Origin of the sequence: Garicola koreensis (assembly GCF_014195445.1) — a bacterium.
In the GTDB taxonomy this organism is placed as follows: Bacteria; Actinomycetota; Actinomycetes; order Actinomycetales; family Micrococcaceae; genus Nesterenkonia; species Nesterenkonia koreensis.
In genome coordinates this window covers 1-26,176 of sequence record NZ_JACIBT010000013.1, presented here as the reverse complement: position 1 = coordinate 26,176, position 26,176 = coordinate 1, and the positions used below count along the sequence as shown (strand labels likewise).

Genomic DNA, 26,176 nt, shown 5'->3' with positions numbered 1-26,176 from the left:
TCCAGCCGTGCCAGTCGCTGCCGCACAAACCAGTGGCCCTGACCTCGACGACGACGCCGTCGGCCGGCGGCGCCGGGTCAGCCACCTCGCGGACTTCGGGTATGCCGCGAACGGCATCAACAACAACTGCGCGCATAACTCACATTGTGCAGGATCATGATGCCCAGACTTTCGGGACGGCAACGGCGCAGCTCTCCGATGGCGGACAGCGGTGATGAGCGTCGATGCTGGCTTGCTGTTACCCGCCGAGCACCGCCCAGGCGATCAGCCGGTCCAGTCGTCGCACGTCTACTTGCTTGCCGACCTTGATCTTGACGAGTCCCGACCGCGTCCAGAGCTCCAACTCTGCATTGAGGTCCAACAACTTGCCTGCGTTCTCGGAAGACCACATGTTGATCGAGCTGTACGGGATGGAGTACATCTCGACCTTCTTTCCGGTCATCCCCTGAGCGTCCCTGACAATTAGTCGTTTGTCGGTGAAGACGGCACTGTCCCGGAACGTCTGGTAAGCAGCTATAGCTTGCTCACCGTTAATCAGAATACTCTCGACGTCGTGCGGTATCTCAACTTCATTGACGAATGTCCAAGTAGTCAGCGCGTTCAGTTCGGACATATACAGACCCCTCTAGTCAGTGCCCCAACGAGACACTCTTAAGTATTTCACCGCAGCTGGCCATCGTTTGACCCCAGCCGGCCCACATCAGCGCCATCCGGCCACCTGGTTCGTGGAGCTATGCGGAATCGAACCGCAGACCTTCTCGATGCGAACGAGACGCTCTACCAACTGAGCTATAGCCCCCAATGGTGCCCACCCAGGATAGTGCCACCGGCGGACACAGCGAAAATTGTCCCCAACGCTGCCGGATGCACCACAGGATGATCCGCCTGCGCTACCGTTACTGCTGTGAAGATTGGAGTATTCGACTCTGGGCTCGGCGGTGAAGCAGTCGCGGCGCGACTGCGCGAGCTGATCCCGCACGCCGCGGTGATCACCGCCAACGATCGCGACCACGTGCCCTACGGCAGCCGAAGTGAAGCGGAGGTCTACCGCCTGACCAGCCGGGCGATCCACCCGCTGCTGGCGGCGTCCTGCGATGTGATCGTTCTGGCCTGCAACACCGCCACCGCCGCAGCCGTCGAGCAGCTCCGCCGTGACCACCCGGCCACACCGTTCGTCGGCTTAGAGCCGATGGTGAAGCCGGCCAGCTCCATGACGCGCACCGGCAGCATCCTGGTGTGCGCCACGCCGGCCACCCTCGCCAGCCCGCGCTACCAGCAGCTGAAGCGCCACTGGGCCGGTGCGGTCAACGTGGTCGAGCCCGACTGCTCCGACTGGGCCGCGGCCGTGGAGCGCGGCGAAGCCGACACAGTTGACCTGGAGTCTCTGCAGCAGCACCTCCATCGTGAGTCCGCCGACGTCGTCGTCCTGGCCTGCACCCACTACCACTGGCTCAAAACCCGGATCGAGCAGGTGGCCGGCCCCACCGTGACCGTCCTGGAGCCCTCCGACGCGGTGGCAGCTCAGGTGCGTCGCATCACAGACGCCGCCGACCCGCTGGCCCAACCGCAACCACTTCGGCTGCCGTAGCTAGCTGTACTGACCGGGGACGTTGATCGACGGTGGAGTATGCCGCTTACCGGTCATCAGACTGGGGCGAGTGCCGCTCGGCCATGTCCGTGGCAAGCTGACGGATGCGTTCGCGGGCCGCTTCCGGGGTGAGTATCTCGATGTGGTCGCCGAACTGGAGGAGCTGACGCACTGACTCGACGTCGGGGTAGCGGACAACGACGGTGCACCACCCTTTCTCCGCGCAGGAGACCTCGTGGATGCGGGTGCCGAGAATGCGTCGTGCGAGGTCGAGTCGGCTTTCACGGAGGCGGACGGTCACGCTCACCCGACCTGGCGACTCGGTGCGTTCTTTCAGCGCCGCCCACACGGTGCGGAGGGTTTGACCTGAGCGGAGGGCGGCCGGTGCGTCGAGCAGCTTGTAGTCCGAGAGCCGTTCCAGGGCGAACAACTGGCCGGTGCCCAGGTCGTCGGCGATGAGGTACCAGCGGCCCGACTTCGCTACGAGCCCGTACGGGTCGACGATGCGGGGCGAGGCCCGCCCCTCGGTGCTGCGCCGGTACTGGATTTCCATCCGACGTCGGTGACGCAGCGCCCACGCAAGTTCGGCGACGTCCACCTCCGCCCTCGGATCTGCCAGCCACGCGCTGCTGTCCACCACAACCAGGTCAGCCAATCGCGTCAAGTTCGGGGCCCCGGACTCCCCGGCCTGACGGGCAGCGATCTTGCGCGCGGCCGTCTCATGCACCGCAGTCAGTCCGAGGCGCTCGAGATGCTCGCCGTCCAAACCAGCGACGGACAGTGCCTCCAGCTCCCCAGGTTCCAGGTGCGAGGCATTGAGCCGTGCACCGGGGAGCAAGACGATCCCGCCGTTGCGCCCCCGTTCGGCATAAACCGGCACACCTGCCATCGAGAGCGCCTCGACATCCCGCAGCACCGTCCGCCGGGACACCTCCAAACGCTCGGCGAGCTCGGTCGTGGTCATGCGCTGGCGCGTCTGCAAGAGCAGCAGGAGATGCAGCAACCTCGAAGCCTTCATGCCGACCAATCCTCGCAGAAAAGATGACAGGTCTTGTCGTGATTCGGTGGTTTGCTGATCCTGTATCGAGACCCATCAACCGGAGGAGCGCTCCATGCCCGCACCCAACCTGTTCCTGATCTACGTCAGTGACGCCGAGGCCGCCACCGCCTTCTACAGCAACCTGTTCGAGATCGAACCGACCTTCACCAGTCCCCGCTACGTGGCTTTCGAAGTTGCCCCCGGAGTCCTGTTCGCGCTGTGGACCGGCCGCAACGAGCACGCGGTCCCGAGCACCCCGCGCACGAGCGAGCTCGGGCTGATGGTGCCCGGCCCGGCGTCCGCAGTCGACGAGACCTTCACGAGTTGGGTCTCAAAGGGCGTCCACGTCGTGGAGGAGCCGCACGACGACGTCTTCGGCCGCACGTTCGTGGTTACGGACCCGGACGGCAATCTCATCCGGGTCTCCCCGGTGGACTGACCCGCACGAACCCCGCCCACTTCTTTCGCCCTCGAAGGGCCGGCCACGCCCGCTGGTCGGCCCTTCGACCTGTCCAGGAGCCCAACCATGTCACATCCGAACGCCGCCCTCACCCCACGTCACCGCCTGAAAGTCGCGCGACTCGTCGTTGACGACGGGTGGCCAATCAGCGAAGTCGCCGCCCGCTTCCAGGTGTCCTGGCCCACCGTGAAGCGCTGGGTGGGCCGCTACCTCGCCGCCGAGTCCATGCATGACCGCTCGTCGCGACCGAAGACCTCGCCGAACAAGACGCCCAAGGCCGTAACTATGCGCTGCATCAGCTTGCGGATGCGATTGAGGGAGGGCCCGGTCCAGCTAGCATCCCGGCTGGGCGTCGCACCCTCCACGGTCCACCGCATCCTCACCGCGGCGCGGCTGAGCCGGCTGTCCTACGTCGACCGTGCCACCGGGGAGCCTATTCGCGCTTACGAGCACCCCCACCCCGGCTCGCTGGTGCACGTGGACGTGAAGAAGCTAGGGAACATCCCGGACGGCGGCGGGTGGCGCTACGTCGGTCGCCGCCAAGGCGAAAAGAACCGCTCGGCCACCCCCGACAAGCCGAAGAGCAAGTGGGGCAACCCGAAGCTCGGGTACGCCTTCGTGCACACGATCATCGACGACCACTCACGCGTTGCGTACACCGAGGTACATGACGACGAGACCGCCGTCACGGCCGTCGGGGTGCTGCATCGCGCTGTGGAATGGTTCGCCGAACTCGGCGTCACGATCGAGCGGATTCTGTCCGACAACGGTGGCGCCTACCGGTCCTTCCTGTGGCGCGACACCTGTGAGGCCCTCGCCATCACACCGAAGCGCACGCGCCCATACCGGCCGCAGACAAACGGAAGGTCGAGAGATTCCATCGGACGATGGCCGACGGCTGGGCCTATGCCCGCTGCTACCAGTCAGAGCAAGAGCGCCGGGACGCGCTCAAGGCGTGGCTGCACCACTACAACCACCATCGGCCCCACACTGCCTGCGCCAATCAGCCGCCCTTCGCACGATTGATCAACGTGTCCGGTCAGTACAGCTAGCGACCTGCACCACTCATTCCGCCATCCGAGCTAGTCCAGTGCAGTTAGTCCACTGACACGATGCACCACGAAGCGATCTCGGCTCTGCACAAGGACCCTTTCGACCGGCTTCTGGTGGCCCAGGCCCGGCACGAGGGGATCATACTGCTGACCTCCGACGCGACCGTCGCTGAGTACGGTCAGCCCGCCCGCCTGGTCTGACCCTGGCCCCAGTCGTCTGACACTGACCCAGGCAATGGCGCCGCTAAGGTAGTGGCATGGCCCCACAGTCCCAGGAGCCGACCCCGCATGAGCGGGTGCGCGATATCATCGCCGGCGTGCCTGCCGGCAGAGTCGCGACCTACGGCGACGTCGCAGCGATCGCCGGGCTGCGCTCACCGCGGCAGGTGGGCTGGATCCTGCGGGAGGACGGCTCTGATCTGCCGTGGCACCGGATTCTGCGCGCCGACGGCACCGCCGCGCCCCAGCTGCGGACCGAGCAGCTTCAGCTGCTGCGCACCGAAGGCGTGCTGGCCCAGGGGCAGAAGGTCAGCCTGCGGCGTTACCGCTGGGACCCCGACGGGTGAGGTGCCCGTGCGGAGGGGCGCTCACCCCAGCAGCGCGACGGCGCCCGGCACCAGTTCCACACTGACCCAGTACCCGTCAGCGCCGGTGCTCGCACCGGAGAGGAACTCGTCGCCGTCGGCGAATACCGGCGCTGCGGCCGGGACCCAGATCCGGCATCTGCGCGCCCGAATCGTCGTCAGCGGCCTCAGCCACCGGTGCATGCCCAGCATCAGCAGCGGGAACAGGGCCAGCAGCCCGGCTCGGCTCAGCGGGCCCACATGTGAGACCTCGGCGAGGCTGTCATCGATGCGCGCCCCCGGAGCCAGTCGGATGCCGCCGCCGATCGTCGCCCCGTTCTGAATGCAGACCAGGGCTGAGTCCAGGTGCGCCGCTGCGGCGTCGTCGAACTGTGCGACGAACTGCAGCGGCGAGAACCGCGGCACCTCCCGGAGCAGCGCCACCAGGTAGCGCAGCTGCCGCGGGGTTCTGCGGTCCGCGTTGGCGCGCTGATTCACCCGCGCGTCGAATCCGATATTGACCGAGTTGGCCGCCCAGCGCCAGCGAGCGCCGCCGACGCCGTCGTCGTGCGCTTCAGCATGCACCCGCAGGGCATCGACCGCGCGCACCGGAAGCTGAGGCTGGCTCAGCGCACGCAGAACCCGCTGCAGCGCCGGCTCACAGCGGCGCGGAATCCCAGCGGCACGCGCGAAGTCGTTGCCGGTACCGGCCGGAATGACCCCCAGCGGTGTGCCGCGGCCGGCCACCAGACTGACGCCCACGCTGACCATCCCGTCGCCACCGCAGACCACGACGACGTCGACCCCCTCCTCCACCGCAGCGCGGGCCTGGTCGAACTGAATGGCCTGGTCGCTGGCGTCGGGGACGATGAGGTCGATGTGCAGGCCCGGGTGCCCCTCGATGCGCCGCTGCGCGTGGCGCAGTGCCCGCACCTGACGCGCAGCCGGATTCAGCAGCAGCAGGACCCTGCGGGTGGGCGCGCCGACAGAACTATCGGCGGATTTGGCCATGTTGGCGGATCCAGGCGTGCATGGCGATGCCGGACGCCACCCCGGCGTTGATGGAGCGGGTGGAGCCGAACTGGGCGATCGAGAGCGTAGCCGCCGAGGCGGTGCGCAGCGCCTCGCTCAGCCCCGGGCCCTCCTGGCCGAAGACCAGCACGCAGTCGCGCGGCAGGTCGTAGGTCTCCAAGGGGACCGAGTCGGGGAACAGATCGATCCCGATGACGCTCAGCCCGGCGTCGTCGGCCCATCGCACAAAATCCTCCACCGTTGGGTGGTGGCGCACGTGCTGGTACTTATCGGTCACCATCGCCCCACGCCGGTTCCAGCGCCGCTTGCCGATGATGTGCACCTCTTTGGCCAGGAAGGCGTTGGCGCTGCGCACCACGGTGCCGATGTTGAAGTCGTGCTGCCAGTTCTCGATCGCCACGTGGAACTGGTGGCGCTTGGCGTCAAGGTCGTCGACGATCGCCGAATGCTTCCAGTACCGGTACTCGTCCACCACGTTGCGGCGGTCTCCGGCGGCCAGCAGCTCCGGGTCCCAGTGCGTTCCCTGCGGCGGGGGTCCCTGCCACGGCCCGACGCCGACCTCGCGCTCGGCCGGCTCTTCGCTCTGCTGATCCACCCGTTCAGGCTACCCCGACGCCGAAACCCGGCCACACTGCCGCCGATGATAGGTAAGCTTGGGAGCTATGGACACGACCCAGAATCCTCTGGAAGCACTGAGTCTCGAGCAGCTGCGCCAACGCACCTCGGCCAAGTGGCAGGCCTTTGGGGCCGATGCGCTGCCGCTGTGGGTCGCTGAGATGGACGTGCCGCTTGCTGAGCCGGTGGCTGAGACGCTGCGCGGAGTCATCGAGCGCGGCGACACCGGCTACCCGCAGACCCAGCCCTACATTGAGGCGTTCGCCGCCTTTGCGGAACGCCGTTGGGGCTGGCACCCACGGCGTGAGCAGATCCGCGCGGTGCCCGATGTGATGAACGGGATGGTCGAAGCGATCAAGATCGTCGGCGAGCTGGCCGACACCGTGATCGTCAGCTCCCCGGTCTATCCGCCGTTCTACATGTACCCGGTCAGTGCGAATCGGCGTGTGGTGGAAGCACCCCTGGGCGAGGACGGCCGGTTGGACTTCGACATGCTCGAAGAGGCGTTCAACCTGCGCACCATGGGCGGCTCGGCGGCCTACCTGCTGGCCAATCCGCACAACCCCACCGGCACCGCGCACACCCGCCGGGAGTTGGAGAAGCTGGCCGCCCTGGCTGAGCGCTTCGGCATTCGCGTGGTCTCGGACGAGATTCACGCACCGCTGACCCACGATGGTCACACCTTCACCTCATACGTGTCGGTGGATCCGCGGGGCTACGCGGTCACCTCCGCGTCGAAGACGTTCAACCTCGCGGGGTTGAAAGCCGGTGTGCTGATCGCCGGGGAGGACGCGGTCTCCGAGTTGGACCAGCTTCCACCTGAAGTTGCCCACGGTCCCAGCCATGTGGGGGTGCTCGCCCACACTGCCGCCCTCAATGAGGGCGACGCTTGGCTCAATGCCCTGCTGGCGGGCCTGGAGAGCAACCGGCAGCTGTTGGGCTCACTGCTGAAGAAGCACCTGCCGGAGGTCAGGTGGCACATGCCAGACGCCACCTATTTGGCATGGCTTGACTTCAGCGCCTACGGATTCGACGACGACGAACCCACCCCCGGGGTGGAGACACCCATCTACGGTCCGGCCGCACGGCTGCTGAAGGACGCCGACGTGGCCCTGACCCCCGGTCACCCCTTCGGTCAGGGAGGTCAGGGCCGGGCCCGGCTGAACTTCGCCACCTCGCAGGCCATCATCACCGAGGCCGTGGAGCGGATGGGCGCCGCCCTGGAAGGCTGACCCCGGTCAATTCAGTACCCGGTCAGTCCAGCCCCAGGTCGGTCTTGGAGTAGGCGTAGAGGCAGGGCACACCGGCCTCGGACTCGATGTGCTCCTTAGCGCCGGTATCGCGGTCGACGATGATCGCCACCGCCTGCACCTGCCCGCCGGCGGCCCGCACACCCTCCACCGCAGTCAGCGCAGAGCCGCCGGTGGTGGAGGTGTCCTCCAGGACGACCACCCTGCGCCCGGCGACGCTGGGACCCTCGACCTGCCGGGCCATACCGTAGGACTTCTGCGCTTTGCGCACCACAAAGGAGTCAATGGTGCGGCCCTGCGCGGCTGCGGCGTGCAGGATCGCTGTGCCCACCGGGTCCGCGCCCATGGTCAGCCCCCCGGCGGCGGTGAAGTCGACGCCGGCGGCATCGAGCATGCTCAGCATCACCCGGCCCACCAGCGGCGCGGCCTCGTGGTGGAGGGTGACCCTGCGCAGGTCCACGTAGTAGTCAGCCTCTTTGCCGGAGGACAGGGTCACGCGGCCACGGACCACAGCAAGCTCGTCGATGAGGTCGCGAAGCCGGGCGGCGTCGTCGGCGGCATCGTTGTTTTCAGGGCCCAGCAGGCCGGACGCGTAGGAAGCAGCAGGAGTCATAGCTGACAGTCTATGCGTCTGACTCTGCATCCCTGGTTGAACTAGACCGAGTAGTAGAGCTCAAATTCGTAGGGGTTCGGGCGCAGGCTCAGCGGCAGGATCTCCTCTTCGCGCTTATAGTCGATCCAGGCTCGGATGAGCTCCTCGGTGAAGACCCCGCCTTCGAGCAGGAACTCTTGGTCCTTCTCCAGAGCAGCCAAGGCCTCCTCCAATGAACCGGGTGCCTGCGGGATGTCCTTCAGCTCTTCCGGAGGCAGCTCGTAGAGGTCCTTGTCGACCGGCTCGTGGGGCTCAATACGGTTCTTGATGCCGTCCAGTCCGGCCATCAACTGTGCGGCAAAGGCCAGATACGGATTGCCCGATGCGTCGGGTGCGCGGAACTCCAGGCGTTTGGCCTTCGGGGCGGCTCCGGTGATCGGGATCCGGATCGCCGCGGAGCGGTTGCCCTGGGAGTACACCAGGGACACCGGGGCCTCATACCCCTTGACCAGCCGCCGGTAGGAGTTGACGGTCGGGTTGGTGAATGCGAGCACCGCCGGAGCATGCTGCAGCAGGCCCCCGATGTACCACCGGGCCGTGTCGGAGAGGCTCCCGTAGCCCTTCTCGTCATAGAACAGCGGTTCGCCCTCATTCCACAGCGACTGGTGGCAGTGCATTCCCGAGCCGTTGTCGCCGAAGACCGGCTTCGGCATGAACGTGGCTGACTTGCCGTACTCCAGCGCGGTGTTCTTCACGATGTACTTGAACTTCTGCAGGTCGTCGGCGGAGTGGGTCAGCGTGTTGAACCGGTAGTTGATCTCCTGCTGGCCGGCGCCGGCAACTTCGTGGTGGGCTCGTTCGACCTCCAGGCCGGCCGCCTCCAGGGCCAGACAGATGGCATCGCGGACCTCTGCGGTCTTGTCCTGCGGGGAGACCGGGAAATAGCCGCCCTTGGTGGCCAGCTTGTGGCCCAGGTTCCCGGCCGCATGGTCCTCGCCCGAGGCCCAGTCAGCCTCCTCAGCGCCGAGCGAGTAGTAAGAGGACTCAGGTGAGGACCGGTAGCGGACATCGTCGAAGAGGAAGAATTCAGCCTCCGGGGCGAAGATGGCGGTATCAGCAGTGCCGGAGGAGGCCAGGTGTTCCTCCGCCTTCTGCGCCACGCCGCGCGGGTCCCGGCGATAGGGCTCCCCGGTGCGCGGGTTGATGATGGAGAAGCTCATCGCCAATGTCTTGGCGGATCGGAACTGATCGATGAAGGCCGTGGCCACATCGGGAATCAGCTGCATATCGGATTCAGCGATCCCTTGAAACCCACGGATGGATGAGCCGTCAAACAGCTGCCCCTCGGCAAAGAAATCCAGGTCAACACTGGTGGCCGGAACATTGAAGTGGTGCTGGCTGCCGGGGAGGTCGGTGAAGCGGACGTCGACGAACTTGACACCTTCCTCTTCGATGAATTGCAGGACTTCCTCAGAACTGGTGAACATATGCTCGTGCTCCTCAACCGATGTCAGGGCGGCCGAGAAGCGGCTGCCTCTCGACGTTGGGTCACGAGACTAGCCAATGCCGTGTTTCCGATTCATTACGAAAAAGTTTCCGGCGCGCAACAACGTCAGAGCGCCTTCCAGGAGCTGGGTGAGAAGCATTCTTCGAAGACTTGCGCGCAAGGGTCACCATCGTGCAAGGTAAATCCGTTCGGTCCGTTCTTGACGGATAAAGCGTGACCGCCAGCCCACACCCCTGGTGGCGTCCATGCGAGATCAGACACCCCTGATCGGGGCCGTGCGACTGATGAATTCAGTCATCTATGGGAAGAACAGGTCGAGTCCGGCCTGGATCATCATGACTCCCACCCTTGGGTCAATGAGGTTCCCTCCCACAGATCATTGGTATGTGGTGAAAGGAGTACCGTTGTGTCCGATCACGAATTGTCAGCAGGCAACGCGCCAGAGGCAGTAAGTCCCTTTGTGCGATTCGCAGCGCACCAGGAGAGATTCGACCCGGACCCCGGCGGTCTCTACCACCCGGAGAATGAGCACGAGAACTGCGGCATGGCGGCCGTGGCGACCCTGCGCGGCACACCGGGTCACGACATCGTCGACCACGCGCTGACCGCGCTGCGCAATCTGGAGCACCGAGGGGCAGTCGGCAGCGACGTCGGCTCCGGGGACGGGGCGGGGCTTCTCACCCAGATCCCTGATGAGCTCTTTCGGGCGGTGGTCGACTTCGACCTGCCGGCTCAGGGGCAGTATGCAGTGGGCATGGCGTTCCTTCCGCAGCAGGAATCGGAACGCTCGCAGATGTGCGAGGCCTTCGAACAGATGGCCCGCGAGCAGGGTCTGCAGGTTCTGGGCTGGCGCGATGTGCCCACAGATGCCACGAAGGTCGGTGACCTGGCCAAAGAGTCGATGCCGGTCTTCCAACAGATCTTCATCTCGGAAGCACCGGAGTCCGGGATTCAGGACGATCCCGTGTCCGATGCTCTAGGCACGCTGGACCAGCGTGCCTGGCGGCTGCGTAAGCGCGGCCAGAACAGGCTGGGCATCTACTTCGCCTCGCTGTCGTCTCAGACGATCACCTATAAGGGGATGCTGACCACCGCACAGCTGGAGCCCTTCTTCGCAGACCTCTCCGACCAGCGCTTCAAGACGACGCTGGGAATCGTGCACTCACGATTCTCAACCAACACCTTTCCGTCCTGGCCCTTGGCCCAACCGCTGCGCGCCATCGCGCACAACGGTGAGATCAACACGGTCACGGGCAACCGCAATTGGATGCGGGCACGGCAGTCGCTGATGGGGTCGCCGCTGCTGGGCGAGGACCCGGAGAAGCTCTTCCCCATTTGTACTCCAGGGGCCTCGGACTCCACATCATTCGACGAGGCGGCCGAGCTGCTGATGCTATCCGGCAGGCCGCTGGCCCAAGCCATGCGCATGATGATCCCAGAGGCCTGGGAGAATCACGAGACGATGGATCCGGCCCTGCGCGCCTTCTACCAGTACCACTCCATGCTGATGGAAGCGTGGGACGGCCCCGCCGCCGTCGCCTTCTCTGACGGTCGTCAGGTCGGTGCACTGCTGGATCGCAACGGCCTGCGGCCAGCTCGCTACTGGGTCACCGACGAGGGCCTGGTGGTGCTGTCCTCCGAGGTCGGAGTCCTGGGCATCGAACCGCACCGCATTGTACGCAAAGGCCGGGTGGCCCCGGGCATGATGTTCCTTCTGGACACCATTGAGGGCCGGATCATTGAAGACGAGGAGATCAAGGCCGGCTTCGCCTCCCAGCAGCCGTGGCAGGATTGGGTCGCCGAGAACCGTGTGAACCTGCCGGACCTGCCTGAGCGCCTGCATGTCCGCCATCCTGCAGAATCTGTTCGGCTGCGCCAGCAGACGTTCGGCTACACCCACGAGGAGCTCAAAGTCTTGGTAGGGCCGATGGCCTCCACCGGCGCCGAACCGATCGGTGCCATGGGCACTGATACCCCGATCGCTGTGTTGGCAGAGCGTCCACGACTGCTCTTCGACTACTTCGTCCAGTCTTTCGCGCAAGTCACCAACCCGCCCTTGGATGCGATCCGCGAGCAGCTGGTCACGTCCTTAGGCATGAGCATCGGCCCGACGGGCAACCCGCTGACCACCGATCAGGTGCGCTTCAAGCAGGTCAGTCTCGACTTCCCGGTGATCAGCAATGACCAGCTGGCCAAGATTGCCAACATTCGCGATCGTGAGGGTCAGAAGATTGCTCTGAAGATCCGGGGTCTCTATCGTGTCGGCAGCAGTGAGGATGAGATGCGGCAGCGCATCCGTGACCTGTGCGAACAGGTCTCTGCCGCCCTGAGCCGCGGGGTGGCCCACATCGTGGTCTCGGACCGGGACTCGAATGCGCAGTGGGCTCCGATACCGTCGCTTCTGCTGGTCTCAGCCATCCACCACCACCTGCTGAAATCAGCTACCCGCACACGGGCCTCACTGATTGTGGAGGCCGGCGACGTCCGAGAGGTCCATCACGTCGCTTGCCTGATCGGCTACGGGGCCGCCGCAGTCAACCCCTACCTGGCCATGGAGTCCGCTGAGGACCTGGTCCGCCGCGAACAGATCACCGGGGTGACTGAAGAGCAGGCCGTCAATAACCTGCGCACCGCTCTTGGTAAAGGTGTGCTGAAGATCATGTCCAAGATGGGTATATCCACTGTGGCTTCCTACTGCGGCGCGCAGACCTTCGAAGCGGTGGGACTGGCCCAAGAGGTGGTCGACCAGTACTTCTCCGGCACCCACTCACCGATGGGCGGCGTCGGGCTCGGGACCATCGCCGCAGAGACCGGCCAGCGCCATATGAGCGCCTACCCGGCTGACGGCAACGACCTCGGACGGGGCGAGGAACTTGAGATCGGCGGCGAGTACCAGTGGCGCCGTGAGGGTCCTGCCCACCTGTTCAACCCGGAGACGGTCTTCAAGCTTCAGCACTCCACCAAGACCCGACGGTATGACATCTTCAAGCAGTACACCTCAGCCGTTGACGATCAGTCGCAGAATCTGCTGACGCTTCGCGGGCTGATGACATTCAGTCCCACCCGGGATCCGATCCCGATCAACGAGGTCGAGCCGGTCAGTGAGATCGTCACACGCTTCAGCACCGGCGCGATGAGCTACGGCTCCATCTCCCAGGAGGCCCACGAGACCCTCGCTGTGGCCATGAATCGGCTCGGGGCGCGTTCCAACACCGGCGAAGGCGGCGAACATCCGGCTCGGCTTGCTGATCCGCAGCGCCGCTCAGCCATCAAACAGATCGCATCAGGGCGCTTCGGGGTCACAAGCCAGTACCTGACCCACGCCGAGGATCTGCAGATCAAGATGGCCCAAGGCGCCAAACCCGGCGAAGGCGGCCAGCTGATGGGCAAGAAGGTCTACCCGTGGGTGGCCGAGACACGGCATTCCACTCCGGGGGTCTCGCTGGTCTCACCACCACCGCATCACGACATCTATTCGATCGAGGACCTTGCCCAGCTCATCTACGATCTCAAGCGCTCGAACCCGGCAGCCAGAGTCAACGTGAAGCTGGTGGCGCTCAACGGAGTGGGCACTGTCGCCGCTGGTGTCACCAAGGCCAAGGCCGACGTGGTGCTGATCTCAGGCCACGACGGCGGCACCGGAGCGTCGCCGCTGAACTCCCTGAAGCACGCCGGCGCCCCCTGGGAGCTGGGTCTGGCCGAGGCGCAGCAGACGCTGATGCTCAACGGGCTGCGCCAGCGGGTAACCCTCCAGGCCGACGGGCAGCTCAAAACGGGACGCGACGTCGTCATCGCAGCGCTGTTGGGTGCCGAGGAGTACGGTTTCGCCACCGCGCCGCTGGTCGTCTCCGGCTGCATCATGATGCGCGTCTGCCACCTGGACACCTGCCCAGTGGGTGTGGCGACCCAGAATCCCACGCTGCGTGAGCGCTACACCGGCCAGGCTGATCATGTGGTCAACTTCTTCGAGTTCATCGCCCAGGAGGTCCGCGAGCTTCTTGCCGAACTTGGGTTCCGCACCCTGGATGAGGCCATCGGGCGGATCGATGCCCTCAATATGGACCACGCCAAGCGCCACTGGAAGACGCAGGGCCTTGATCTGGAACCGATCCTGCAGGGCTATGACCCAACCGACCCGGCAGTTGCGGCAACGCTGCGCCGCACCACAGGCCAGGACCATCAGCTGGAGCAGCACTTCGACGTCGGGCTCATCGATGAGGCCCGGGCAGGAATCCACCACGGTCACCACGTGCGGATGGTGCGTCGGATCATCAACACCGACCGGGCAGTGGGGACGATGCTGGGCCACCAGGTGACCCGCACGCTGGGGCTGCGGACGCTGGCGCCCAACACCATTGAGGTGGATCTGCGCGGAGAGGCGGGTCAGTCGCTGGGCGCGTTTCTGCCGCACGGGGTGAGCCTGCGGCTCAGCGGCGATGCCAATGACTACGTGGGCAAAGGGCTCTCCGGAGGACGGATCGTTCTCCGCCCGGACCCCGATGCGCGGCTGCGTGCCCGGGACAATGTCATCGCCGGCAATGTGATCGGCTACGGCGCGACCTCCGGAGAGCTGTTCCTCAGCGGCCAGGTCGGCGAACGGTTCTTGGTTCGCAACTCCGGGGCCACCGCCGTGGTCGAGGGCATCGGCGACCACGGCTGCGAGTACATGACCGGCGGCCAGGCCCTGATCCTGGGGCCGACCGGGCGCAATTTCGGCGCAGGCATGTCCGGAGGCACCGCTTTTGTGCTGGACTTCGATCAGCGCCGGCTCAATGATCAGGCCGCCCGCACCGGGGAGCTGCTGCTGCAGGCCCCGGACTCCGAAGACCGCCGGATCATCCTTGATCTGCTCAGCAGGTATCTGGAGGAGACCGGCAGCACCGTGGCCGAAGAGCTGCTGGCCACACCGCAGCAGACCATGGACCGGATCACCAAGGTCCTTGCTCGCGACTTCGACGCGGTGCTCACTGCACGTTCGCAGGCTGCCGCCGAAGGCTTGGACCCCGATGGCGAACAGACCTGGCACAAGATTCTGGAGGTGACCACCCATGGCTGACCCGAGTGGATTTCTGAAGCACCCTCACCGGCAGGACCGCCCCTCGCGGCCCGTCCCGGTGCGCATCATGGACTTCAACGAGGTCTATGAGCGGCAGGAGAACAGCGCTGTGCAGACCCAGGCTGGGCGCTGCATGGACTGCGGCGTGGCGTTCTGCCACACCGGCTGCCCCCTGGGGAACCTGATCCCGGAGTGGAACGACCTGGTCTGGAGCGATCGGTGGGAGGAGGCCTCCCAGCGGCTGCACATGACCAATAACTTCCCGGAGTTCACCGGCAGAGTCTGTCCCGCCCCCTGCGAGACCTCATGCGTGTTGGGGATCAACCAGCAGCCGGTGACCATCAAACAGTCAGAGGTTTCGATCGCAGATGAGGCGCTGGCCCAAGGGCACGTCAAACCGGTGCTGGCTCAGCGCCTGACCGGCAAGACGGTGGCAGTGGTCGGCTCGGGGCCCGCGGGCCTCGCCGCGGCCCAGCAGCTGACCCGCGCTGGCCACACTGTGGCAGTCTACGAACGTGACGACCGGCTCGGCGGGCTGCTGCGGTACGGCATCCCCGACTTCAAGATGGAGAAGCATCTGGTCGATTTCCGCATCGACCAGATGCAGGCCGAAGGCACCAGGTTCTACACCTGCACCGAGATCGGCGCAGACATCACCTGGCAGGCGCTGCGGGACAGCTACGACGTCGTCGTCCTGGCCACCGGAGCTATGGTGCCCCGGGACCTGCAGGCCCCGGGCCGCGGCCTCGAGGGAGTCCACTACGCCATGGAGTATCTGGTGGAGTCGAACCGAGCTCTGGCCGGCGACGACGTCCCAGATCAGATCCACGCCGAGGGCAAGCACGTCCTGATCCTCGGCGGCGGCGACACCGGTGCCGACTGCATCGGCACCGCCCACCGCCACGGCGCGACGTCTGTCACCACACTGGCCATCGGCAAGGTCCTTCCCCAGGAACGGGCTGAGCATGAGCCCTGGCCGATGGATCCGCGGATCCTGGAACTGACCTCTGCCGATGAGGAAGGCGGGGAACGGCGGTATCTGGCTTCCACCGTGGGATTCCTCGGTGATGAGAATGGTCGTGTCCGCGCATTGCGGGTCGCGGAGACCCAGTACAACCCAGACGGATCCCGCACCCCGAAACCCGGCACGGAGACTGAGCTCCGCGCGGATCTGGTGCTGCTTGCGCTGGGCTTCACCGGCCCAGAGCAGCAGACTCTCGTCGAGCAGGTGGGCGTGGGCTTCGACGCCGGGGGCAGCATCGAGCGGACTGAGGACTACCAGAGCACCGCGGAGGGGGTGTTCGTCGTCGGTGACGCCGGCCGAGGGGCGTCTCTGGTGGTGTGGGCGATTGCCGAGGGCCGCTCCGCGGCCAAGGAAGTCGATGAGTACCTCGAAGGCTCATCCCGCCTGCCAGCGGCGGTCACTCCGGGCGATCGGGCGATCTCCCTGTAGCCTCAGTCCGCGTGCCGACATAACACCGGGCCGCTCAGCTGGCGCGCCGTCGTCGCCCGACCAGGGGGCGGGATGTTTTTACCTTCTTGAAACATACATCTGCATTGCATGAAACACGTGTGGAGCAGGATGGCAATCAGCTCGCGCGATGAGATACATCGTCGAGTTGACGTTTCATGGAGGGACACATGCTTGAAGCACTCGATGTCTGGATGATTGTGGCAGGAGCGCTGGTCCTGCTGATGACCCCTGGTCTGGCCTTCTTCTACGGGGGCCTCACACAGACTAAGTCCGCCCTGAACATGATGATGATGAGCTTCGCTTCGATCGGCATCGTCGCCGTCGTCTGGGCACTGTGGGGGTACTCTGTCGCTGAGGGCGAAGGAATTGCCCACCTCTTCGGCAACCCCGGCACTGATTTCGGACTCTACACCATTGTCTCAGAGGCCCCCGAAGAGCTGATCGGCGTCGGCTTCGGCGCTACCTTCGCGATCATCACCACCGCGCTGATCTCCGGTGCGATCGCCGATCGAGCGAAATTCTCCGCATGGCTGGTCTTCGTCCCAGTGTGGGTCACCTTGGTGTATTGCCCGCTGGCCTTTTGGGTCTGGGGCGATGGGCTGCTGACCACCGGACCGATCGGTTCGTTCGCCGGTGAGGCCGTGGACTATGCCGGTGGTCTGGTGGTGCATATGTGTGCCGGCGTGGCGGCACTGGTCCTGGCCCTGGTCCTCGGCAAGCGACGCACCTTCAGCACCCCGGAGAAGCACAAGCCGCACAATGTGCCATTCGTGCTGCTGGGTGCCTCGGTGCTGTGGTTCGGATGGTTCGGGTTCAACGGTGGTGCAGCTGAGGACGCCGGGCAGGCCGGAGTGATCTGGATTAACACCCTGTTGGCCCCTGCGGCAGCGCTGGTGGCGTGGATTCTGACCCTGCGGCTCTCGGGCCGCAGACCCACCGCCATGGGTGTCGCCTCCGGCATTGTGGCGGGACTGGTCGCCATTACTCCTGCCTGCGCGTATGTAGACCCTGTCGGTGCGATCGTGCTGGGCGCCGTCGCCGGTGTGCTCTGCTGCCTGGCCATCAACCTCAAGTACAAGTTGGGCTATGACGATTCGCTCGACGTCGTCGGCCTGCACTTCGTCGCCGGGCTCTGGGGAACTGTGGCGATCGGCCTGCTGGGCCGCGGGGAACTGCTGGCCATCGATGAGTTCGACTACGCAGGCGGACTCTTCTACGGCGGTGGTCTCGACCTGCTCTGGGCTCAGCTGGTTGCCTCTCTGGTCACCCTGACATTCACCCTGGTCGCCACAGCGATCATCGCCTACGCCATCCACGCCACCATCGGCTTCCGCGTATCGACGGAGGTGGAGAGCGTGGGCATCGACACGATAGAGCATGCCGAGGAAGCCTATATCATTGACAGTGCCGCAGCAGCGAGTCCCTCCCAGAAGGTCTGAGCGACTGCGTGCACCCGGGCTGCCTGCCGTGTCGAGGGCCCACAGCGGCCTCAGCACACAGCGAGTTCACCGGCTCGGGTCCTCGGCATCGGCGGCTTCACCGGTAACCACGAGCCGGTAGCCGACATTGCGCACCGTGACGATCAGCGACTCATACTCCGGACCGAGCTTGGCGCGCAAGCGTCGGATGTGGACGTCTACCGTCCGGGTACCTCCGAAGTAGTCGTATCCCCACACCTCGTGGAGCACCCGGTCACGGGTGAAGACTTCACCGGGGTGCAGCGCGAGGTACTTGAGCAGCTCGAATTCCTTATAGGTCAGGTTCAGCAGCCGCCTGCTGATCTTCGCCGTGTACGTCGCTTCGTCGATGGCGAGCGGGCCTGCACGGATCTCCCCGACGGGTGCCTCCTCTCCGGCAGCGACAAGACACAGCCGCAGGCGGGCCTCCAGCTCCCCCGGAGAGGCGTCGGCAAGCACGAAGTCATCGGCCTGCCAGGATTCGTTCATCGTGGCCAACCCGGCTTCCTCAAGCACCACAATGACCGGGGAGAGTGCAGAGGTCTTCACCAGCTGACACAGCGAGCGGGCGTGGGCCAGGTGGTGCCGCGCGTCAATGAGCGTGATATCCACTGGTGGGGACCGGACGATGCTCGATGCCTCGTCGGGCAGGGAACTGACCTCATGGCTGAGCAGGCCTAAGCCTGGCATGGCGTCCTGGAGGGACTCAGAGAGCAGCAGAATCTGCGCCATCTGATCGACCTCCCTCCTGGTGTACGTCTTCTGCAGTGCGCAGCCGCTTAGCTGCACTCAGCGAGCCGCCCGTGTCGGGAACGTTCTGCGCCGTCACCAGTTCATCAACACGTCACACCCCATATGTCTTGCACACGAAGGCCCTACGGCATTCTAATCGCAGCCGGCCGGTCTCTCAGAACGACTGACCATACGGACCTCATACCGGTCGACCAGCCGACTCTGAACCAGTAGCTCCCTTACGAATAGGAACCCCATACACTGAAACGTATGCACCACCTCCAGAGAACAATCATTGAAGAGCTGGGTGTTAAGCCCCAGGTCGACCCGGCCCAGGAAGTGGACCGGCGTACCGACTTCCTCGCCGAGTACGCCAAGAGTGCCGGCGCAAAGGGCTTTGTGCTGGGCATCTCCGGGGGCGTGGACTCGACGCTGGCCGGAATCCTGGCCCAAATGGCCGCGGAGAAGTTGCGCGCACAGGGATATGAGGCATCCTTCCACGCTCTGCGGCTGCCGCACGGGGTACAGCACGACGAGGACGACGCCGCCGAGGCGCTGTCTTTCATAGGCCCCGACCACACCCACACGATGAACATCGAAGACGCTGTCACCGGCATGGACAGGGCGTTCCACGAGGGGTTCGGTCGCCGTCTGGCCGACTATCACCGGGGCAACGTCAAAGCCCGTATGCGCATGATCGCCCAGTATGCGGTCGCCGCAGAGCACAGCGCATTGGTGGTCGGCACAGACCACGGGGCCGAAGCCGTCACCGGGTTCTTCACCAAGCACGGAGACGGCGGTGCCGATGTGCAGCCCAACTTCACCCTCAACAAGCGCCAGGTCCGGCTGGTCCTTCAGCATGTGGGAGCTCCGGAGCGCCTCTGGGCGAAGCCGCCCACCGCAGACCTGCTGGATGAGAACCCGGGTCAGCTCGATGAGGTGGAGATGGGCATCAGCTACGAGCAGATCGATGACTACCTGGAGGGCCGCGAGATTGACCCCGGGGCGGCCGCCCACCTGGAGAAGCTCTACCACCGCAGCCGGCACAAGCGCACCACGGCCCCCACCCTCCTCGACGATTGGTGGAAGTAGCTCCGCCGTCCTGCTTCCGGAGATCGAGGTCCGCGGCGCTGATAGCGTTGGTGGAGTGAAGATCGCAACGTGGAACGTCAATTCGATGCGTGCCCGGGCAGACCGGGTCGAAGCGTGGATGCAGAAGGCCGATGTGGACGTCTTGGCCATTCAGGAGACCAAGTGCAAGGACGAGAACTTCCCGTGGGAAGTCTTTGAGCACAACGGCTACGACGTCGCCCACTTCGGGTTCAACCAGTGGAACGGGGTCGCCATTGCGTCCCGGGTCGGCCTGAAGGGGGTTGAGCGCACCTTCGCCGATCAGCCCGCCTTCGGCAAGGCCGGCAAGGAGCCCGTCCAAGAGGCCCGTGCCATTGCTGCCACGTGCGGTGATGTGCGCATCTGGAGCCTCTACGTGCCCAATGGCCGGGCACGGGAGGATGAGCACATGAGCTATAAGCTCACCTGGCTGAACCAGCTGCGCGAACACGCCGAATCCTGGATCACCGAGGACCCACAGGCGCAGATTGTGTTGGCCGGGGACTGGAACATCGCCCCGCAGGACAGCGACGTCTGGGACATCGACTTCTTCGAGAAGAACCAGATGACCCATGTCACCGCCGAGGAGCGCACAGCGTTCAACGGGTTCCTCGACGCCGGCTACGCCGACGTCGTCCGGCCCTACACGGCAGATCCGGGGATCTACACCTACTGGGACTACACCAATTTGCGCTTCCCCAAGCGTGAGGGGATGCGGATCGACTTTCTGCTCGGCTCCCCGGCTGTGGCTCAGCGGGTGCAGTCGGCCTATGTCGATAAGGACGAGCGCCGCGGCAAGGGCGCCAGCGACCACACCCCAGTGGTGGCCGAGCTCTCCTGAGCCCCGCAGCAGCGATGCAACGTGGCCCGGGCACAAGAAAGCCCCCGATTTCTCGGGGGCTTTCCGCACCGACACCGGCGTTCTCGTGGCTCCGACCGGCGTCGATCCGGTGACCTTTCGATTTTCAGTCGAACGCTCTACCAACTGAGCTACAGAGCCTGAACCGAATACCGGTGTGGTGGCGACCCTGACGAGACTTGAACTCGCGACCTCCGCCGTGACAGGGCGGCGCGCTAACCAACTGCGCTACAGGGCCTTGATTCTTTTGCTTGCGCCGTTTGGCACAACGTGAAACTTTAGCAGAGCTTCACTCTCTCCGCCAATTGCGGAGTGTACCCCCAACGGGATTCGAACCCGTGCCGCCGCCGTGAAAGGGCGGTGTCCTAGGCCGCTAGACGATGGGGGCCCGATCCCTTATGAAGAGTATCCCTCAGGGAACCTATAAAAGGGTAGTAGCAAGTACTGGTCCACGGCAAATCCGATCACGTTCCATAGACTGGGGCCATGGCCGCACAGATGAGCGAAGAGGAGTTCGACGCCGCCGTCGCCGAAGCCCTGGAGATGATCCCGGCCAAGCTTGCGGCCCAGATCGACAATGTGGCGGTGTTCGTCGAGGATCGCTATCAGCCTCAGCCAGGTGAAGATCCACAGACCACGCTGCTGGGACTCTACGAAGGTATTCCGCTGACCGAACGCGGGGGCGAACCCTGGTCCATGCCGGACCACATCACCCTATATATGGAGCCCATTCTGGACATCTGCCAGACCCGCGAAGACGTCGTCCACCAGGTCATGATCACTGTGGTTCACGAGGTGGCACACTTCTTCGGCATCGACGACGCCACACTGCACCGCCTCGGCTGGGGATGAACAGGGCGCGGTGCGGCCTGTAGCACGGACCTGTGATGAAGTTGTGGAGGTTCAACCTTCAACCTACTTGAAGGTTGAGATATACCTTTTTGTAACCCCTGATCCCTGAAATGACGCGGATCGCCACGTCACAGACTAATCACAGAAACGACACGAGCTATTGCCACCGTGACCTTTTCGCAATTACTCTGAATCTCGTACGCGCCGCGAAGGGTCTTCAGCTGATGTATTTCCCATCGCAGCGCTGGCACCGGGTTCCCATCGCATGTCCCGGCAACGGCGCACCGCATCAGCTGAACGGCCCGGAGGCTCACCACCCGGAGGGGCATCTGCGCTGCGCTGCACCAGTGAGCAAAAGTGAGGAACTACCGTGAAACACCGTCGCAATCTCGCAGTGGCGGCAGCAACCGCCCTCGTCGTGACCACCGCGCTGGTCGGGACGACACTGCCGGACCTGGTCGCTGACCGCACCAGTGACGCTGCCGCCGAGCAGGCCGACCAGGACCAGAGCGTCTCCGACACCTTCGTGGTGACCGAACTGCCGGACACACCCTCGGCCAAAGAGGTCTCCACGGCCAAGGAGTCTGACCAGGCCCGCGAGAAGCTCATGGCAGACATCGTCGGGCGCATCGACCAAGCCAGTGATCGGGCGAACGAATTCGAATCCGAACTGCACCGTCAGCAGTCCCTGGCCACCGCCCAGATGGACGAAGCCGAGGAAGCTGCTGAGGCCGCCGAGGAGGCTGAGCAGGAAGCCGAAGCAGCGATGGCGATGGATGCCTCCTCCGAATACCAGGAGGGCGACACATCCGCAGCCGACGTCCTGTTGGGCGAAGACGACGCCATGGCAGAGGACGCCACCGATCAGCAGCTCGATGAGCAGGCTGAACAGGACGCGATCGACGCCGAACAGGCCGCCCGCGAGGCTGAGGCCGAGCGTGAGCGCGCCGAACAGCTCGCTGCGGAGGCAGAAGAGCAGGCTGAGAACGTAGGGAACGAGCTCGACTGGGATGAGCTCGGTGAGAACATCCAGCAGAACCTTGAGGCCATGTATGAGCTTGAGGGCTGGGACGTGGATTTCGACGAGTTCCTGGAGAACGTCCTGGGCAATGATGACTTCTTCGGCGAAGATGGAGAGATCGACAATCAGGAACTGGTGTACCGGGTCAGTCAGCTGCGCGCCGACGCCGAGCAGGCTGAAGTCTCCGACGACGATGCCGAAGAAGCTGACCAGGAGGAAGCTGACGAATCGGAGCAGATCTCCATGGCCTCAGCGGATGTGGACGGGGAAGCCGCATCCGCCGAAGAGCCTGAGACTCCCGGATTTGATGCGCTGACCGACGAGCAGCAGGAGCTGCTGAGCCGCGGCGCTGAAGCTGAAGAGGTTGACGACGCTCGCGCCTACTACGGCGTGGTGCTGGAGAATGACGGGCTCCTCCAGGACTCCGCACAGGTGAACTGGAACGAAGTCGAAGCCCACGTTGTTCGTTTGGAATCCCAGGCCGAGCAGCAGGAGAGTGAGCAGGAGCAGGAAGCCGAAGAGCCGGCTGAAACTCCCTCCCCCTCCGCGACACCAACGGAGTCGGCCACTGCCGCACCTTCGCCTTCGGCCAATGCCAGCACATCATCTGCTGAGCAGAGCGAAGCCGTCGGCTTTGACTCTCTGAGCTCAGATCAGCAGGAGCTGCTGGCTGAGACCGGCGAGCTGGAGGGCATCAGCAGTGCCCGAGACTACTACCGGGTGGTGTTGGAGAACACGGACCTGACCACCAGCGAGGGCGCCGCCAATTGGACGGCGCTGGAGAGCCACCAGTCCTACCTGCAGGCGCAGGAGGAGGAAGAAGCTGCAGCCGAAGAAGCCGCAGCCGAACAGGCCGCCGCCGAAGAAGCCGCAGCCGAACAGGCCGCAGCCGAACAGGCCGCAGCCGAACAGGCCGCAGCCGAAGAAGCCGCAGCCGAAGAAGCCGCAGCCGAACAGGCCGCCGCCGAACAGGCCGCAGCCGAAGAAGCCGCAGCCGAACAGGCCGCCGCCGAACAGGCCGCCGCCGAAGAAGCCGCAGCCGAACAGGCCGCCGCCGAACAGGCCGCCGCCGAAGAAGCAGCCGCAGCTTCGATCCCCTCCTGGGGAGAGCTCAGCAGCTCCCAGCAGGAGATGCTGAATACCGGTGCTCGTCTGGAATCGGGCTTCAGCGGCAGCGGTGGTGACTACTACCGCGCAGTGCTGAACAACCCTGATCTGACCACCGCTGACGGGCGAGTCTCGCAGAATGCCCTCCAGTGGCACGTGGACTACCTGGAACGCCAGGACCGCGCCAGCTCCACCCCGTCACCGAGCCGGACCCAGTCCGCGAGCCCAACGCCGACACCGACACCGACTCAGACGTCGACACCGACCCCCACGGCGACCCAGACTCAGTCATCCAACGTCCAGGCGGCCAGCAGCGGCGGCGGCAACGCCGCTCAGATCGCCATGAACTGGGCAGTCAACACCGCCAACCGCTCCAACACCTACTACCGGTTGGGCGCCAATGGCCCCGACGCCTGGGACTGCTCCAGCTTTACGCAGGCAGCATACGCTCAAGCCGGGATCAGCCTCGGTCGGACGACTTATGATCAGATAACCCAGGGACGCCAGGTTTCTTGGGACGAGCGTCAGCCCGGCGACCTCATCTTCTGGGGCGACTATCACATGGCCATCTACCTGGGCAACGGGCAGATCGTCGACGCCGGCTCCCCCTCCTCAGGTGTGAGCGTTCGCAGCGTGTTCGGTTCGCCCACCAGTGTGCGGCGGGTCGGCTGACCCCAATCTGCGGTGGGCAGCTCCAGCGGTAGGGAGCCGCCCACCGGACAACTGAATAATCTCCACCAGTGATGCCCCCGGTTTCGGACGCCGGGGGCATCACTGGTGGAAATGTACAGGCCGGTCTACAGCACAGGGCCGAACTCCGCGCGGTCCTCGATCCGGTCATCGGCACCCTCCGGCACCACCATGAGCGGCCCCTCGGCATGGTGCAGCACTCCCTGGGAGGTGGAGCCGAGCAGCATGCCGGCGAATCCGCCACGTCCGCGGGTCCCCAGTACAGTCAGCTGGGCCGAACGAGTCTCTTCGACCAGGACGTCGACGGCGGCCCCGTCGATCACCTCCGCCTCGATCGTCAGGTCAGGATAGTGACTGTTGAGCCACGACTTTCCCGACTCCAGCTTCTCGCGCAGCTCCTCGATGGCCTGGGTGTCCTCAATGTGGGTGGGGATCCACACCAGGGTGGCCCCCAGCGGCGGCAGCGCACAGACCAGGCGCAGCGTGGTTCCACGCTCGCTGGCCTCCTGTGCCGCCGACAGCGCGGCCACACGTCCGTAGTCTGAACCGTCGACCCCAGCGGTCACGGGGCGCTTATCGTGGGTTCTGATCGGGCGGGCACCCTCTGCGATCAGTGAATCGGGCGCCTGCGCGCCGGGCACGTCCCGGGGCTCCGCGGAGACGATGGGGATCGCGCCGGTGGCCGTGGTCAGCGCGTTCTCGTCCTTGGATGAGAACTTCAGCGGCACCAGCACGGTGGGACATTTGGCGTGCGCCGGCAGGGCGGATGAGACTGAGCCCAGCAGCCTGCCCAGAAACCCGCCGCGCCCACGAGAGCCGACCACCAGCTGATCGGCCGTCTCGGAGTATTCCAGCAGCACTGCCGCCGGATCACCGGACTCGATCCGGTAGTCAACCTCGTCCGGAAAATCACGCAGGAACTCTTTGGCCTGCTCAATGACCTTTTCCGCCCCGGCACGCAGCGACTCGTCGTCCATCATGGCGTAGCCGCCGTCCATGGAGGACGCGGCGAAGGCCGGCAGCGAGTATGAGGTGACGACCGTCAATCGCAGTCTGCGGCGGTGGGCCTGGGCTGCAGCCCAGTGCGCTGCCCGCAGAGACTGCTCCGAGCCGTCAACACCGACGACGATGCCGTCTGCGGATCCTGCTGGTACATCCGACATGCTGGCCCTCCTCAAATGGAATGTACCCGCATTTTACCGGGCAATCATGACCCATGCGAGACGCCGCACGGGTCAGCCACCGAGGCGGCTGAGAATCCGCGCCGGATAATTGGTGGTGACCTCCTGGACGCCCAGACGCATCAGCATGTCTAGGTCGTCGTCGCTGTCAACAGTCCAAACGCGCATGCGGCTGCCACGGGCTAACCATGCCTTGGCTTCGGCCTTGTGCTGGTGCACGTACTTCACTCCCGGACCCGCTATGCCGACCTCGTTCCTCCACACCAGCGCCTCAGAGTCACGCAGGCTGCCGCGCATCACCGCTGCTGCCACCGGCCTGAGCGCAGCGGCGAAGCGACTGCGCAGAAGCCGCTGCTCCAAGGTCCCATCAGTGACCTTCGCGAACAGGGCACAGAGGTTCTCACTCGGCACCATCTCCGCCAAGTGCAGCAGCGAGCTGCTGGAGAAGCTCATAAACGAGACCTCCACCCTGTGCTTCCCCGCCGGGATGCATGCGGTTGCCGGATCCCACCCGTAGGAGAGCAGGATCTTCAGCGCTCGGTCCTCCAGCCGGTGACCGTAGGGCGAGGGGTGTTTGAGCTCCACAGCGAGGCTGACGTCACGCTCGGCGCTGATCAGCAGCTCCAGCACGTCCTGCAGGGTCATCAGCTGCTCACTGATGCCGCCGTAGGCGGCAGGCAGCCGCGGTGTCTTCCAACTGGTGACGTCCAGGCTGCGCATGTGTCTCAGGGTCGTCTCGGAGACCGATCCGGCCCCGTCAGAGGTCCGCTCCAGAGTGGGGTCGTGGAAGCAGACCAGCTCGCCGTCGCGGGTGAGGTGCAGATCGACTTCGATCCCATCGGCGCCTTCGGCCAGAGCGCGCATGTATGCCGCCCGGGTGTTTTCGGGGAAGAGTCCGGATGAGCCTCGGTGGGCGAAGACGCGAACATCCCGAGCACC

Annotated in this window: 21 protein-coding genes, 4 tRNA genes and 1 pseudogene; 13 read left to right on the top strand and 13 right to left on the bottom strand. The window is 65.0% G+C overall.

The genetic code is table 11. The features are described from left to right. Positions 1-238 precede the first annotated feature (238 nt). Entirely contained in the window at positions 239-613 is a 375-nt protein-coding gene (locus tag FHX47_RS09585) for a PH domain-containing protein (RefSeq protein ID WP_183358717.1), read from the bottom strand. Positions 614-726: 113 nt separating this feature from the next. Next, positions 727-799: transfer RNA gene (locus FHX47_RS09580), tRNA-Ala, on the bottom strand. A gap of 105 nt (positions 800-904) precedes the next feature. Between FHX47_RS09580 and FHX47_RS09575 the strand changes: the two genes are divergently transcribed. Next, complete coding sequence (locus tag FHX47_RS09575) at positions 905-1,588, top strand: aspartate/glutamate racemase family protein (protein ID WP_183358716.1); 684 nt, start codon at positions 905-907, stop codon at positions 1,586-1,588. 46 nt (positions 1,589-1,634) lie between these two features. Here the strand turns inward: FHX47_RS09575 and FHX47_RS09570 are convergent, their stop codons facing one another. After that, positions 1,635-2,606: a helix-turn-helix transcriptional regulator gene (locus tag FHX47_RS09570; protein WP_183358715.1), complete on the bottom strand. Its 972-nt coding sequence runs from the start codon at positions 2,604-2,606 to the stop codon at positions 1,635-1,637. 94 nt (positions 2,607-2,700) lie between these two features. On the opposite strand from FHX47_RS09570, the gene FHX47_RS09565 reads away from it, so the two are divergent. The 4 genes and pseudogenes from FHX47_RS09565 to FHX47_RS09550 all read left to right on the top strand — a co-directional run bounded on the left by FHX47_RS09565 (position 2,701) and on the right by FHX47_RS09550 (position 4,705). Next, a complete protein-coding gene (locus tag FHX47_RS09565) occupies positions 2,701-3,066 on the top strand; it encodes a VOC family protein (RefSeq protein ID WP_183358714.1) in 366 nt (121 codons plus the stop codon). 87 nt (positions 3,067-3,153) lie between these two features. Continuing rightward, positions 3,154-4,139: pseudogene (locus FHX47_RS09560) on the top strand (IS481 family transposase). A gap of 60 nt (positions 4,140-4,199) precedes the next feature. Continuing rightward, positions 4,200-4,340 carry a PIN domain-containing protein gene (locus FHX47_RS09555; protein WP_221206331.1) on the top strand — a complete coding sequence of 47 codons (141 nt, stop codon included), beginning with the start codon at positions 4,200-4,202 and terminating at the stop codon, positions 4,338-4,340. A gap of 56 nt (positions 4,341-4,396) precedes the next feature. Continuing rightward, entirely contained in the window at positions 4,397-4,705 is a 309-nt protein-coding gene (locus FHX47_RS09550) for an MGMT family protein (RefSeq protein ID WP_183358713.1), read from the top strand. Between the two features lie 21 nt (positions 4,706-4,726). Here the strand turns inward: FHX47_RS09550 and FHX47_RS09545 are convergent, their stop codons facing one another. Then, entirely contained in the window at positions 4,727-5,713 is a 987-nt protein-coding gene (locus FHX47_RS09545; RefSeq protein ID WP_183358712.1) for a diacylglycerol/lipid kinase family protein, read from the bottom strand. Next, positions 5,694-6,329, bottom strand: a complete 636-nt coding sequence (locus tag FHX47_RS09540) for a TrmH family RNA methyltransferase (RefSeq protein WP_183358711.1) — start codon at positions 6,327-6,329, stop codon at positions 5,694-5,696. The genes FHX47_RS09545 and FHX47_RS09540 overlap by 20 nt, the downstream gene beginning before the upstream one ends. 67 nt (positions 6,330-6,396) lie before the next feature. Here FHX47_RS09540 and FHX47_RS09535 point away from each other — a divergent pair, with 67 nt between their 5' ends. After that, positions 6,397-7,581, top strand: a complete 1,185-nt coding sequence (locus FHX47_RS09535; protein ID WP_183358710.1) for a MalY/PatB family protein — start codon at positions 6,397-6,399, stop codon at positions 7,579-7,581. A 22-nt stretch (positions 7,582-7,603) separates the two neighbouring features. On the opposite strand, the gene pyrE is transcribed toward FHX47_RS09535, so the two are convergent. Then, entirely contained in the window at positions 7,604-8,212 is a 609-nt protein-coding gene (pyrE, locus tag FHX47_RS09530) for an orotate phosphoribosyltransferase (protein WP_183358709.1), read from the bottom strand. Positions 8,213-8,253: 41 nt separating this feature from the next. Further along, positions 8,254-9,678 (bottom strand): type I glutamate--ammonia ligase, encoded by a 1,425-nt coding sequence (gene glnA, locus FHX47_RS09525; RefSeq protein ID WP_183358708.1) that lies wholly within the window; start codon positions 9,676-9,678, stop codon positions 8,254-8,256. Positions 9,679-10,104: 426 nt separating this feature from the next. Between glnA and gltB the strand changes: the two genes are divergently transcribed. The 3 genes from gltB (at position 10,105) to FHX47_RS09510 (ending at position 17,667) form a co-directional block, all read left to right on the top strand. Beyond that, positions 10,105-14,754, top strand: coding sequence for a glutamate synthase large subunit (gene gltB, locus FHX47_RS09520; protein ID WP_183358707.1), 4,650 nt, complete (start codon positions 10,105-10,107; stop codon positions 14,752-14,754). After that, a complete protein-coding gene (locus FHX47_RS09515) occupies positions 14,747-16,207 on the top strand; it encodes a glutamate synthase subunit beta (RefSeq protein WP_183358706.1) in 1,461 nt (486 codons plus the stop codon). The genes gltB and FHX47_RS09515 overlap by 8 nt, the downstream gene beginning before the upstream one ends. Positions 16,208-16,395: 188 nt before the next feature. Further along, a complete protein-coding gene (locus tag FHX47_RS09510) occupies positions 16,396-17,667 on the top strand; it encodes an ammonium transporter (protein WP_425484913.1) in 1,272 nt (423 codons plus the stop codon). Positions 17,668-17,733: 66 nt separating this feature from the next. Here the strand turns inward: FHX47_RS09510 and FHX47_RS09505 are convergent, their stop codons facing one another. After that, positions 17,734-18,417: a response regulator transcription factor gene (locus FHX47_RS09505; RefSeq protein ID WP_183358704.1), complete on the bottom strand. Its 684-nt coding sequence runs from the start codon at positions 18,415-18,417 to the stop codon at positions 17,734-17,736. Between the two features lie 270 nt (positions 18,418-18,687). Here FHX47_RS09505 and nadE point away from each other — a divergent pair, with 270 nt between their 5' ends. Together nadE and FHX47_RS09495 are read left to right on the top strand one after the other, a co-directional pair. After that, complete coding sequence (gene nadE, locus FHX47_RS09500; protein WP_183358703.1) at positions 18,688-19,509, top strand: ammonia-dependent NAD(+) synthetase; 822 nt, start codon at positions 18,688-18,690, stop codon at positions 19,507-19,509. A 55-nt stretch (positions 19,510-19,564) separates the two neighbouring features. Continuing rightward, positions 19,565-20,368 carry an exodeoxyribonuclease III gene (locus FHX47_RS09495; protein ID WP_183358702.1) on the top strand — a complete coding sequence of 268 codons (804 nt, stop codon included), beginning with the start codon at positions 19,565-19,567 and terminating at the stop codon, positions 20,366-20,368. An 86-nt stretch (positions 20,369-20,454) separates the two neighbouring features. On the opposite strand, the gene FHX47_RS09490 is transcribed toward FHX47_RS09495, so the two are convergent. From FHX47_RS09490 to FHX47_RS09480, 3 genes are all read right to left on the bottom strand, one after another. Beyond that, positions 20,455-20,527, bottom strand: a tRNA-Phe gene (locus FHX47_RS09490). 20 nt (positions 20,528-20,547) lie between these two features. Next, a tRNA-Asp gene (locus FHX47_RS09485) sits at positions 20,548-20,624 on the bottom strand. A 77-nt stretch (positions 20,625-20,701) separates the two neighbouring features. Further along, positions 20,702-20,774 (bottom strand) — tRNA-Glu (locus FHX47_RS09480). Positions 20,775-20,872: 98 nt separating this feature from the next. Between FHX47_RS09480 and FHX47_RS09475 the strand changes: the two genes are divergently transcribed. Continuing rightward, positions 20,873-21,238, top strand: coding sequence for a metallopeptidase family protein (locus FHX47_RS09475; protein ID WP_183358701.1), 366 nt, complete (start codon positions 20,873-20,875; stop codon positions 21,236-21,238). A gap of 370 nt (positions 21,239-21,608) precedes the next feature. Continuing rightward, positions 21,609-24,038, top strand: coding sequence for an NlpC/P60 family protein (locus FHX47_RS11080; RefSeq protein ID WP_183358700.1), 2,430 nt, complete (start codon positions 21,609-21,611; stop codon positions 24,036-24,038). A 125-nt stretch (positions 24,039-24,163) separates the two neighbouring features. Here the strand turns inward: FHX47_RS11080 and FHX47_RS09465 are convergent, their stop codons facing one another. Next, positions 24,164-25,219 carry a universal stress protein gene (locus tag FHX47_RS09465; protein WP_183358699.1) on the bottom strand — a complete coding sequence of 352 codons (1,056 nt, stop codon included), beginning with the start codon at positions 25,217-25,219 and terminating at the stop codon, positions 24,164-24,166. Positions 25,220-25,291: 72 nt separating this feature from the next. Continuing rightward, a partial coding sequence (locus tag FHX47_RS09460) for a glycerophosphodiester phosphodiesterase (RefSeq protein ID WP_183358698.1) occupies positions 25,292-26,176 on the bottom strand: 885 nt, incomplete at its 5' end.